This window comes from Shewanella maritima (assembly GCF_004295345.1).
Taxonomy (GTDB): Bacteria; Pseudomonadota; Gammaproteobacteria; order Enterobacterales; family Shewanellaceae; genus Shewanella; species Shewanella maritima.
Genome location: NZ_CP036200.1, coordinates 108,948 through 121,361 on the forward strand (window position 1 = coordinate 108,948; position 12,414 = coordinate 121,361).

Consider the following 12,414-nt stretch of genomic DNA (forward strand, 5'->3'; position numbering starts at 1 on the left):
AACAACGGCAATCCCTGGCAAAGCAGATTGTTAAAATCCTTTACAATTCAATTAACCATTTAACTTTGAATTCGGTTAGCATAAGCACATTAGATTGTTACAGGAGTAGCTAATGGCTGATAAACCGTCATTTTTAAAGAAGATGTTTACCCTCATTGGTAAAGTCATTAATGGCATTCGTCTAGTTATTGTTAATTTGGTTTTCTTTTCCGTATTAGCGATTATTTTCGTGGCCTTAATGGTTGGCGAAGATGAGATCATTGTTGAAGATAATTCAGCGCTCGTGCTCGACTTAACCGGTCACATTGTTGACCAGAAACGCTATGTCGACCCGTTTGAAGCCATATTACAGCAAAGCAATAACAATAACCCTGATGGTGAAATCTTACTGGCTGATATTCTCTACGTTATCCAAAACGCCACCCAAGACACTCGTATTCAGGCTATCGTATTAGATCTCGCTCAGCTGCGCTCAGCTGGGATCAGCAAAATGACCGCTATCGGTGAAGCGTTAAATGAGTTTCGTGATGCTGGTAAAAAGGTGATTGCTAAAGGCAACAACTATAACCAGCAGCAATACTTTCTCGCCAGTTACGCTGATACCATTTATTTAAACCCACAAGGCAGCGTTTCGCTTGATGGTTTATCTCGTTATCGCCTGTTTTATAAATCAGCTTTAGATAAACTTAAAATCGACATGCATGTGTTCCGAGTCGGTACATATAAGTCGGCAGTTGAACCGTTTATACGCGACGACATGTCAGAAGATGACAAACAAGCAAGTGATCAATTACTGAGCGATCTTTGGCAAAGCTACTCACAAACTGTTGGCGCTAACCGCAACGTACCCGCTGATGACCTAGTGTTAGAGCACGAAAGGTTTATGGCTGAGCTCGATAAAGCCGATGGTGAATTTGCAGTTGTTGCGAAGAATATGCACTGGGTTGATGAGCTCGTTTCTGCTGAAGCATTTCGCAACGCGATGATCGAAATGGTCGGAGTCAGCAATGATGGTGAAAGCTACAAGCATATCGCCTTCAATGATTACCTAAAGCTTAACGCTAAGTTGCCTACCTTTGTAGAAACTGACTCAGTCGGTGTTGTTGTCGCTAAAGGTAATATTCTTAATGGTAAACAACCTGCCGGACAAATCGGTGGTGACTCAACTTCTGCGCTATTAAAGCAAGCGCGTTTTAACCCAAATATTAAAGCGGTGGTTTTGCGTGTCGATAGCCCAGGTGGCAGCGCATTTGCGTCAGAACAAATTCGCCAAGAAGTATTAGCACTTAAAGAAGCGGGTAAGCCAGTTGTTGTTAGTATGGGCTCGTACGCTGCGTCAGGCGGTTATTGGATTTCTGCCAGCGCCGACTTTATCTACGCAACACCGACTACCCTCACCGGTTCTATCGGTATTTTCGGTATGTTTGCCACATTTGATAAAGCGCTGTCGCACATTGGCGTGAACTCTGACGGTGTTGCCACTTCAGAATGGGCTGGTTTAAGTGCTGCGCGCCCACTCAGTGATAACGTTAAAAGCGTAATTCAACGTCATATTGAAAAAGGTTACCTCAACTTTATCTCGCTTGTTGCCAATGAGCGTGAAATGACACTTGAACAAGTTGACGCTATTGCACAAGGCCGAGTTTGGACAGGTAAGCGTGCACTGCAACTTGGCTTAGTTGATGAGCTAGGAGATATTGACCAAGCTGTTGCCAAGGCTGCCGAGCTTGCAAATATGGACAAGTTTGATACCAAGTTGGTTGAAGAGCCACTATCACCTGAGCAAGTATTTGTGCAGCAGCTAATGGGGGCGACAGCAGAGTTTATTCCACCAAGCTTTGTAAACAGCTCTATTGCAAGCCAAATGCTAAATCAATTTGGCAGCGCACTTGAGCAATTTGCTATGTTTGATGACCCAAACCATGCTTACCTCTACTGTGAAGCGTGTAACTTTTAGTTTGGGTGAGCTACATACGTTTTAGCTGCATTAGTTTTCTACAAGACTAGAAAACTCACAAATCTAAATAAAAGCCTGCAAACGCAGGCTTTTTTATTGGGTTAACGCTTTTTTATTCGTATACTTGCGCCATAAATCATCATAAGTAACGAATTCCCTTCATGACTAAACGCTCCATCTATGTCGCTTATACCGGCGGTACAATCGGTATGCAAAAAACTGAAAATGGCTTCGCACCTGCGGCAGGCTTTTTAACTGGTTGTGTGCAATCTATGCCAGAGTTTTATCATGAAGAAATGCCAGATTTTGTGATTCATGAATACAGCCCGCTGATCGACTCATCGAATATGGCGCCAACTGACTGGCAAATGATCGCCAACGACATTAAAGCCAATTACGATAAATACGATGGCTTTGTTATTCTTCATGGTACTGACACTATGGCATATACTGCGTCTGCGTTGTCATTCATGTTACATGGTTTGTCTAAGCCAGTGATTGTTACCGGCTCGCAAATTCCGCTCGCGCAGCTGCGCTCTGATGGGCAAACCAACTTACTTAACTCGCTTTATATTGCGGCCAATTATCCTGTGGCTGAAGTATGCCTGTTTTTCAATAACAAGCTATTTCGCGGTAATCGTTCAACCAAAGCTCATGCTGATGGTTTTGATGCCTTCGCATCGCCAAACTTCCCAACCCTATTGGAAGCTGGCATTAAAATCAGTCTAAAAGCAGGCAAAATAAGTACGGCAACAGCGCTGCCATTAGATGTTGTCACCATCAGCCCACAACCCATTGGTGTGGTGACGCTTTACCCTGGTATGGCGGTGGATATTTTTAAGAATATTCTGCAGCAACCCGTTAAAGCGCTGATATTACAAACCTATGGTGTGGGTAATGCACCGCAAAACAAAGCCCTGCTAGACACACTAAAGCAAGCAGATGAGCAAGGCATTGTCATCGTCAACCTAACTCAGTGCTTTCAGGGGCAAGTTAATATGGGCGGTTATGCGACTGGTAATGCGTTGGCGAACGCCGGAGTCATTTCAGGTGGTGATATGACGGTAGAAGCTGCGCTTGCGAAACTGCACTTTTTACTCTCAATTAGCTTAACAAGCGAGCAGATCAAAGCCAAAATGCAGCAAAACCTGTTTGGTGAACTAAGCGTTGAGTAATTGAAACGCCAGCTAGGTTAAGCCTTGCTAACTCCTTTCACCCAGAAAAAATCAAAAAGCAATGCATTGGCATTGCTTTTTTGTTTGTACTACTCGCACCTCGACGTAGCTGAATATTCGTTTCAACTATAGCAAAGGCCTACTAACCCGATAGTGGTCGCTCTGCGAACCAACTAAGATTTACTCAACATTGCCTATGGCTTACGTCAATTTACACTTTAATAAGCTAAAATCGCCGCACTGTTTCAAGTTAATCATCTACATTGGAACGCGTCATTTAAACGCACCAGCAATTAAACGCTACACTTACACTTCAATAATCAATTTCGGATTCTTTAATGCAAATCTCCAACAAACACTTGTTAACCTCAGCTGCATTAACGCTATTACTTAGTGGTTGCTCTCAAACTAGCCCTCGCCCGGTAAACACAGATATATCTGATTACACGGGTACAGCAAGTATTACACAAGGCCGAGCTACGACAGTAATTGATAATCTATTTCAGTGTAACAATGGTCGAAGTCGTATCGCTGGTATTGGCGAAATTACTGACAATAAAGGCTCAGTTTGGACCGTACCCGCTGAAAATCACTATACCAGTGCGTTGAAAGCGTACGATCTTTATGAGGAGTGTGCCAACATCACACCTAAAGACATTGCTAGTGTAGATGAAGACTCAATTCCCATTGTTGTCGTTGATGCGGACGGGGAAGAAATCACAGGGTATATTTTTGCCGACAATTATTTTGAACTATACATAAATGGCAAACTTATCGCTGTCGATACTGTTCCTTTTACGCCATTTAATTCAAGTGTCGTTAAATTCAAAGTAAACAAGCCGTACACCATTGCTGTAAAGGTAGTTGATTGGGAAGAAAACCTTGGCTTAGGCACAGAAGATAACCGTGGCAAGGCATATCATCCAGGTGACGGTGGATTTATCGCAAGTTTTAGCGATGGCACAGTCACTAACGCAGATTGGCAAGCTCAAACCTATTATACCGCGCCTATTTATGCTTTAAGTTGTTTAACTGAACTGGGTAACAAGCGTTTATCTGAATCTTGCACAGTTGAAGGCATCGATGATGGCGAAAATGCTTATGCTGCGCACTGGGCAACCCCTAATGGTTGGATGAAGCAAGACTTTGATTCAAACGATTGGCCTCAAGCTACACTTTACTCGGACGATGAAATTGGCGTGAACAATAAAAAGGCCTACATGAACTTTATTGATAAGTTCAGCGGTGCGGGGGCAAGCTTTATTTGGTCAACCAATGTGGTATTAGATAACGAAGTACTGCTTAGATACCAAGTAAACTAGCTTTCACTCGGCGTTTTTTCTCTAGTTCAAACAGTTATGGTTAGCCTAAACATAACTGTTTAATGAATTCGATTCTAGCACCCAGGGTAGAGTACAGTCTTACCCTTATGCCTTTTTAACAAACTGAGCTGTGATCATCATTTCGCCTGCACCATCAACTTTGCAGTCGAGCTGATGATCTTTAGTATCAAAAATTCGTCTTACCAGCGCTTTAGTGCCTATCTTTAATCCTTGGGAACTGCCCTTCACTTTCAAATCTTTGGCAATCGTGACCTTGTCGCCTTCGGTTAAGACAGTGCCATTAGCGTCTTTAACAATGACTAACTCTTGTTCGGCTAACTCTTGTGGGTTCCATTCATGACCACATTCAGGGCAGATTAGCTGACTTTGATCTTGATATACATACTGGGACTGACAAACTGGGCATGGGGGTAATGACATAACGCACTCGTGAGGGACAACTAACAATGAATTACTTTGATACTGGCGCATACTTTAATCATATCGAGGGTTAGTTTCAATCACAGCAATTGAATGAGCCAATTAATGCACCAGATAGAAGTTGAGATAGCTGTATAGTTGAAATAGTTGGGTACAAAAAAGCCGGCGCAAATAAGCATTTGTGCCGGATTTATACGGTAGACGTGTTTAAAGAATTACTTTTTCTCGTCTCTTAAATCCATAATTGGCATCGCACCGTCACCTAACATGGTTGAAGGCAACTTACCGTCCCAAGCTTGCGCTTCAGTCAGCTTAACAATTAATGGATTGTTTTTAAGTGCTTTGGCTTTTGCTTCAATCGCCTGAGCTTCAGCTTTACCTTTAAGTAAAATTGACTGCGCCTCAGCTTCAGCTACTTTCAAAATACCTTTTGCTTTTGCATCTGCAGTATTTACTGCACGTAACGCTTCAAGGCGCTGACGCTCAAGTTTATGCTCTTCCGCGGCAGCTAAGTTCTTTTCAGTTTGCTTAATTTCAATTGAGTTAATGTACTTTTGCGGTAGCACGATATTCTCAATTTGAATGTTATCAACAATAACCGGGAATCCTTCCATCTCAGCAGCTAAACGGTGTTCAATTCCTTGAATTGCGCTGGCGCGATCCTGAATAAGCTGCTCAGCTTCAAACTGCGGGATAGTATCTTTGGTTGCTGAGCGGAAACGCGGATCAAGAATGCGTTGTTCAAACTGAGTTAAGCCGCCATATTTTTTAAATAGATCTAGCGCAGCTTCTTTATTTACCGTCCAGTTCACAGAAACTTCAACAGTAACAGGCATTTGCTCTTTGGTGCTAGATGCCATCTTTTCGGCATTTTTACGGGTACGCACTTCGATCATCTCGACGGTTTCAATGAATGGGATTTTAAAATGTAACCCAGGGTTTTCTTGCCCTTTAGCTTCACCGAAACGTTTGATTACGCCAACATGGCCTTCAATAACAATGTAATAGGAGTTGATTACTGCAACAATAATCAATAACAGAGGTAAGAATTTGACCCAATTTAAATTTAACGTTTTTATTTTGTCTTTAATCAAAACATATCCTTGTATACGGCATTGAATTTGCCAATTGACAGAAAATAAACAAGGATAAAGCTTAACAAATTCAACACATTATTTGAACAATTGCATCAAATATTTGCTCATGATTTATACGTAAACGCGATTTTTAATAACTGAATGGCTAAAGTAACGGTTATCTTGCTTCTGGAGTTCATCAATATAAAAAAGCCGCTAATAACATTATTAGCGGCTTCGTCTATCATCATTGCAGGTTAAGTATTCGCGTTACAGATCTTTCTCTTTAAACGCTGCAATACTCTCGCCCTTGAATTGTTTTTTTAGCTCAGATTTAGAAAGCTCATTGATTTCGCCACCTTGAGCAATGGTGAAATGGTCTGTTTGATCCATCTTGCGTGCTTGATATAGCATCACCACTTGCAAGGTATGCTCGCGTTGCTCGTCTGTTAATACAGAGCCGTCTTCCCACTTGCCCAGTTCTGATGCTGTGCGCAGACGCTCGTATACCTCAAAAGGCATTTCATCAATAACTTGATTTAGATCCTTCATACTGATTTCCGTTTGTGGAGCACAATCCGCACTCGAGTGATCAAATAACCAATAAAACCAATGGCAAAGCATGCACTTGAGATTATTAACTTATATCCCTGCGCAACTTCACCGCCCCAAAACCACAATACGGCACCAAAAACGAATAAGGTCATAAAGATAAAGCTGTGATTCATCAACTTGTTGCTTTTCTCAATATGACGGATCGTGGCTTTCGACTCGCTTTCGCCCGCCATAGAGGTATGGCAGTGACTGCAAGTCTTAGCTTTATCTGAAATGCGTTTTTGACAATTTGGGCAATTAATCAATGCCATTGGTGTCTCCTAATAACGACAAGGATAACTTACAGATCATCAACCACAGCAAGCATTGCAATAAGCGATGCTTCACCTAGGTATACACTACGCTCTGGTGACCAGCCCACCAGCGGATCAGGCAAGTTAGCATTATCTTTAAATGGCATTTCTAAGGTGTTTGCCAAACAAGAGAATGTGTTACCTACCCAGTTTGAACCAACTGTTAGGTTTGCTTTTCCAGGCTCGTCTTTGTCGTAACCAAACTCAGTTTGGAAGTCGGCACTTGCAAGTAATAAGGCATCATTGAACTTCTTATTCACTGCCGCCATTTTGTCATTATAAACAGGTACACCTTCACAGCCCGCTAGGAACACATAAGGTAAGCCTTCATCACCATGAACATCGTAAAATAAATCGACACCGGTTTCGTGCATCTTATTTACAACGTAATAAACCTCAGGGCTTTTCTCCAAACTTGGTGATTGCCATTCGCGGTTAAGGTTTGTACCCACGGCATTGGTACGCAGGTGACCTCGCACGCTGCCATCTGGGTTCATGTTAGGCACAATGTAGAAATTAGCTTTATCGAGCAAAGTCTTAGCTGTGGCGTTATCGCTATCAAGCAGTTGGTTAAGTAAACCTTCAACCAACCATTCAGCCATAGTTTCACCTGGGTGTTGGCGCGCGGTGATCCATATGTTTTTCTTAGCCGGATCGCCATCACCAACCTTAAGTAAGGTCATGTCACGGCCATCAAGGGTTAAACCTAAATGCTCAAGACTCACAGATGGATGTAGCTGAACTTCGCTAATTAGATCTAAATGACGCTCGTAACTGTATGGAGCGAAGTACGCGATTTGAATCGCTTCACAATCAAGGTCAACGTGAATGGTTAGCTTACCATTGTCGTAACTTGTTGGCAGACGGAACCAGTGATTACGGTCGTAACTGGCAACTGCTTGATAATCTTCCCAACCTTTAGGGTAAGACGCACTGCCAGCGTTGAGGATATTAAGGGTATAGTTTTGGCCAACTTCGCCTTCAAAGCGGAAGTTAAACCATTGATAGAATTCGTTACCTACATCTGGGCGAATATTAAGTTGAATATCATCGGCTTTATCGATATTTACAACTTCAATATTACCACCGTCGAAATTTGCGCTGATCCGCATAGTGCATCCCTTGTACTTGTTATCTCTGTCGAGAATTTGTGTTGGGCAATAGCGAGTGAACAATTGCCCTAGGTCGCAGGGATTCTAGCAAATACCGCGCAGGAGTTTAAGCGGCGACAAAGGTAAAACTGTAACCTCGACCGCGAACTGTATTAATTAGTTCACGGGGTAAGTTACCAAGAGCTAGTTTTTTACGGGTATTACTTACGTGCATATCTAAGTTCCGGTCAAATTTACCGTAATCTTTTGATAAGACATTGCGTTGCAGCTCAGCTTTTGTGACCACCTGCCCTTGTTGATCGTATAAATATTTCAGCAGTCGGTATTCGGTTTGCGTCAATGTCGAGGATTTATCGTTGTACCGAACTGTGTAACTTAAATCATCAAAGAACAATGCCATTGGTTGGCTATGAGCAACATCTTTTTTAAAGCGGCGCGCCAGCACTTTGAATTTGAGTTGCAGCTCTCGCAGATTGTAAGGCTGCGGCAGGTAATCATCAGCACCTGATTCAAATGCGGTTAAACGTTCGTCATCGTTGCTCTCATGTGCCAGTGCGATAACCGGTACATTGGCGCGTTGAGATAGTAATAGCCATAAGCTATCCATTTGCTCAACGCTTAGGTCTAACAATACAACATCCAACGCGAGCGTTTCTATGCGAACTAAGGCATCAAGCGCGTTATTAACAATATGTGGCTGGTAGCCAAGCGCAATTAAATCACGCTCTATGCCGTCGTGATTTTTGTGCGACTGCTGGATGATAAGAATATCTGTCATATCTGGCCCTGTATTCGAGTCCGTATATTGTTATTTAGAGTCGGACTTAATCAGCTAAAACTTAAATCGATTATTTAAACCTAGTACTTTAAAAGAACAGGACTCAAATAAGAATGATTTTCATTAACGTTAGCATGAAGTTTTGTTTGATACTAGGTGTTAGGACAAGAATTTTAAGAGCAATTAACAAAATTGAGATCTACACAACAAAAATGCCCACTGATACAAATATCAATGAGCATTTTAAATTTGTCGTCTTACAGATGACCACCGCACAGTAAGTCATCGGTCACGTTACAAGGGTGAGACTAGTTACTCGTCATTAGCTGCTTAACGTGCTTAACAGGAGCGCTGCCATAACTTAAAAACTGCTCATGGAACTTACGCAGGTCAAAGTCATCGCCCTGCTCTACTTTTAGCTGTTCACGTAGGTCGTAAATTTCACGGTAGCCAGAATAGTAACTGGTTAGTTGCACTTGACTTAAAGTTGCACGGCGCCATTTACCTTGCGCTTCTGCGCGCTGCTGGAATGCTTCATTCATCATTAAATCAAGTGCTTGTTGTTCCTCCATGCCTTTAACTTGAATGCTGTAGTCTAAGATAGTGTTGCAAATTACCCTTAGGTTCCACTTGTAATACATCAGCCACATTTCAGGCTCAAAGTTACCATAGCCTTCTTCAAGCATCATGCGCTCGGTGTATACAGCCCAGCCTTCGATCATTGCACCATTACCAAATAGGCTTTTAACCAAACTTGGTGATTCATTGGAATAAACCAGCTGAGTGTAATGACCAGGAATGGCTTCATGGATATTCAGCACCTGTAAAATCCAATGGTTGTACTCTCGCAAGTAACTTTCAGCGGCTTCATCTGACATACCATCAAGCGGCGTCACGTTATAGTATGTATTACCACCTTTTTCATAAGGACCAGGAGCACTAATAGACGCACCAGCAAAACCGCGCATGTATGCAGGCGTTTCACGCACCACCAAAGGCTTAGTTGGGTCGAGAGTTATCAGCTTTTTATCATTAACAAACTGGACTAGCTCTGGAATTTGTTTGCGCACCTCTTCAACAAAGTTATCGCGCTCGACATGTTTTGCCGATAACACATCGATTAACTGGCGAATAGCAAGCTTATCGTTAGGTGGAATTGGCGTATCAATATACTTCGACCAGATCTCTTTAGTAATCTTTGCCATTTCTGCCTGCACGCGATTCTTATCGTCAACCGCTTTTTGATATAACTGTTTACCCGTCATGCCTGCTTGAATATCAAAAGCAAACTTCTTCTCATAGAGTGCCTCACCAATGCGGAAACTGCGCGCGCCGTTTTGCTTAAGGTCACTTTCAAGATTAGCAAGCCACTCAATATGCTGATTAATAGCTTTAACCGCTAAATCAAAACGTGTAGTAAACAATGCCTTTTGCTCATCAGACAATCCCGATTCTGCAACTTGGGCCGCTAAGTCATCGCTCAACACGCTAAAGGCACCCTTATTCTGCATTATCGCAAGCTGGGTATGCTCAAGCGTTGGGTTGTCGATACTCGCTTGTGCCGCTTGGTAATATGCTGGGACATTTTCTAGTCGGGCAATAACCGAGGCTAAACGCTCATCTAATGGCGCAAAATCTTCATTGATGATTTGTGCAAAGCCACCGGCAACATTGTAGTTAGATGGCTGCCATTGCCAGGCTTTAAACTCAGTGATTTCCCACTTCATGCTAGCAAGCAGGTTACTAATAAGCTCAAAGTCTATTTGCTGGTTGGTCGTTAAAGTCGCAGTATCAACAGCAGCAAATTTAGCTTGCTGCTTGGCAATAAAGTCCAGTGTTTTGCTACGACTTTGCTCGTTAGGCACTTCAAGGTAACCATCATTAACGTGTTTACCGTTGTACAGTGCCCAAGTTGGTGAAAGCTGCCAAAGATCATCAATAAACTGAGAGGTAAGTTGCTCAAATGCCTGCTGCTGAGCAATAAAGGGGGAGATTTGTTGACTTGGTTCCACCGTGTTGGTGTTCGTATTTTGACATGCGGTGAGTCCGCCAATTGCCATGGCGACGGCCAAAGGTAGCAGTGCTTTTTTCATTATTATCCCTTGAATTTTATTTGCGTGAAGTCAATTCACGCCAGCTGTTGGTTGCCGGTTAAGTAAAACATGTTGCGTGTTAATGTTCAGCAAATCTTATCCCATTGACATGCTTTGACACACTTTAGTTAGTGCCTGTTAGGTAGGTAAATTCGTCAATAGCCCAAAAGCCTGCTGCAACGGATACACCGTGTTCGTTGTAAAATTTGCTTCGGGTTGCAACACTCATTTACACATTGTCACTACCTTGCCTTTACATTTCATTTACCATAGGGATAGTGATAAAAAAGCATATCTCATGCTCTCTTTTTATATGTGCTTCTATGACAGAAGCGAGCTACCACAATAGGAACTGTACCGTGGCGACTAAAACTCAGATCATTCTTCCAATCGTCGTTATCTCTATAGGGATTGGCGCGTTTATTGGCATTTCTTCTTTAAAAAAACCACCTGAGGAAAAACCACCTGTCGATAACACACCATTGGTGTCCGTACAAAATATTGAATTTAAACCTATGACCTTTTCGGTAAGTTCATACGGCGTGGTTAATGCTAAATATGAAACTGAGCTTATCTCGCAGGTTAACGGCGAAATTGTTTACTTGTCAGATAAATTCGTCAAAGGTGGTTTTGTTAAAAAAGGTGAGATACTCGCCAAGATTGATCCAAGCGATTACGAGTCCAACCTACTTGATGCTCAAGCTAAGATAGCTACGGCTAACGCGAGTCTTATCCAAGAGAAAGCCAACGCTGCAGTTGCAGAGCAAGAATGGTCGCGCATCACTGAAGGCAAGCCAACCGAGTTAAGCTTGCGCAAGCCTCAACTGGCTCAAGCTATTGCAAGCCTAAAAAGTGCTGAAGCCAGCTTGCACCGCGCTGAGCGTGATTTAGAGCGCACGATTATCAAAGCGCCTTACGACTCGCTTATCGCCACGCGTAATATTGGTCTAGGTTCGTACGTGGCACCGGGCTCAGCCATTGGTTTGATGCTAGGAACAGAAGTTGCCGAAGTACGACTGCCGCTTGCAGATAAAGAAATTCAGTATCTTGAAAGCCGCGGCGCAGATGCCAAGGTGCAGCTAGTCGGCAGCTATGCCGGTAGCAAACAACAATGGGCCGGTAAAATCGTCCGAAGTGAAGGCGTCGTAGACAGCAAAAGTCGCATGACTTATCTGGTGGCGCAAATTGATGATCCATACGGACTAAACTCACCAAAGCCTGAACTTAGATACGGCACCTATGTAACAGCAACCATTAATGGTTCTGATGCCGGCGATGTCACCATTATTCCACGCTACTTAGTGGTGAACGGCAAAGTTGCAGTAATGGATGAAGATAACACCCTACGATACAAAGCTGTCGACATTATTCGCCAGGAAGGGTCAAACGTGGTGGTTAGCAGTGGTTTAGAATCTGGCATGCGGGTTATCACATCAGCCCTTGATTACCCGGTTGAAGGTATGGTTGTTGCCCTACCACAAGATAAATTGCTTCAATCAGAGCCAGAGCAACAAGCGCCGCAAACTGATTTAGCGATGGGAGCGCAATAAGG

General features: G+C 42.9%; 11 protein-coding genes. 4 read left to right on the forward strand and 7 right to left on the reverse strand.

What is annotated here, in order from left to right; all coding sequences use genetic code 11:
- Positions 1 to 112: 112 nt before the first annotated feature.
- The 3 genes from sppA to EXU30_RS00620 all read left to right on the forward strand — a co-directional run bounded on the left by sppA (position 113) and on the right by EXU30_RS00620 (position 4,454).
- The gene (gene sppA, locus EXU30_RS00610) at positions 113 to 1,957 is read left to right on the forward strand and encodes a signal peptide peptidase SppA (protein WP_130597338.1); all 1,845 of its coding nucleotides are present in this window, start codon (positions 113 to 115) and stop codon (positions 1,955 to 1,957) included.
- Between the two features lie 161 nt (positions 1,958 to 2,118).
- Entirely contained in the window at positions 2,119 to 3,132 is a 1,014-nt protein-coding gene (gene ansA, locus EXU30_RS00615; protein ID WP_130597339.1) for an asparaginase, read from the forward strand.
- 338 nt (positions 3,133 to 3,470) lie between these two features.
- Positions 3,471 to 4,454: a hypothetical protein gene (locus EXU30_RS00620; RefSeq protein ID WP_130597340.1), complete on the forward strand. Its 984-nt coding sequence runs from the start codon at positions 3,471 to 3,473 to the stop codon at positions 4,452 to 4,454.
- Positions 4,455 to 4,559: 105 nt separating this feature from the next.
- On the opposite strand, the gene EXU30_RS00625 is transcribed toward EXU30_RS00620, so the two are convergent.
- From EXU30_RS00625 to EXU30_RS00655, 7 genes are all read right to left on the reverse strand, one after another.
- Positions 4,560 to 4,895 carry a zinc ribbon domain-containing protein YjdM gene (locus tag EXU30_RS00625; RefSeq protein ID WP_130597341.1) on the reverse strand — a complete coding sequence of 112 codons (336 nt, stop codon included), beginning with the start codon at positions 4,893 to 4,895 and terminating at the stop codon, positions 4,560 to 4,562.
- A 215-nt stretch (positions 4,896 to 5,110) separates the two neighbouring features.
- Entirely contained in the window at positions 5,111 to 5,989 is an 879-nt protein-coding gene (locus tag EXU30_RS00630; protein ID WP_130597342.1) for a prohibitin family protein, read from the reverse strand.
- Positions 5,990 to 6,241: 252 nt separating this feature from the next.
- Positions 6,242 to 6,523, reverse strand: a complete 282-nt coding sequence (locus tag EXU30_RS00635) for a YeaC family protein (protein ID WP_130597343.1) — start codon at positions 6,521 to 6,523, stop codon at positions 6,242 to 6,244.
- Positions 6,520 to 6,837: a zinc-ribbon domain-containing protein gene (locus EXU30_RS00640; RefSeq protein ID WP_130597344.1), complete on the reverse strand. Its 318-nt coding sequence runs from the start codon at positions 6,835 to 6,837 to the stop codon at positions 6,520 to 6,522. Before EXU30_RS00640 ends, EXU30_RS00635 begins: the two co-directional genes overlap by 4 nt.
- Before the next feature lie 29 nt (positions 6,838 to 6,866).
- Positions 6,867 to 7,991 carry a M14 family metallopeptidase gene (locus EXU30_RS00645; protein ID WP_130597345.1) on the reverse strand — a complete coding sequence of 375 codons (1,125 nt, stop codon included), beginning with the start codon at positions 7,989 to 7,991 and terminating at the stop codon, positions 6,867 to 6,869.
- A 106-nt stretch (positions 7,992 to 8,097) separates the two neighbouring features.
- Positions 8,098 to 8,769: a response regulator transcription factor gene (locus EXU30_RS00650; protein ID WP_130597346.1), complete on the reverse strand. Its 672-nt coding sequence runs from the start codon at positions 8,767 to 8,769 to the stop codon at positions 8,098 to 8,100.
- Positions 8,770 to 9,077: 308 nt separating this feature from the next.
- The gene (locus EXU30_RS00655) at positions 9,078 to 10,862 is read right to left on the reverse strand and encodes a DUF885 domain-containing protein (RefSeq protein ID WP_130597347.1); all 1,785 of its coding nucleotides are present in this window, start codon (positions 10,860 to 10,862) and stop codon (positions 9,078 to 9,080) included.
- 359 nt (positions 10,863 to 11,221) lie between these two features.
- Between EXU30_RS00655 and EXU30_RS00660 the strand changes: the two genes are divergently transcribed.
- Positions 11,222 to 12,412, forward strand: a complete 1,191-nt coding sequence (locus EXU30_RS00660) for an efflux RND transporter periplasmic adaptor subunit (protein ID WP_130597348.1) — start codon at positions 11,222 to 11,224, stop codon at positions 12,410 to 12,412.
- Positions 12,413 to 12,414: the final 2 nt, after the last annotated feature.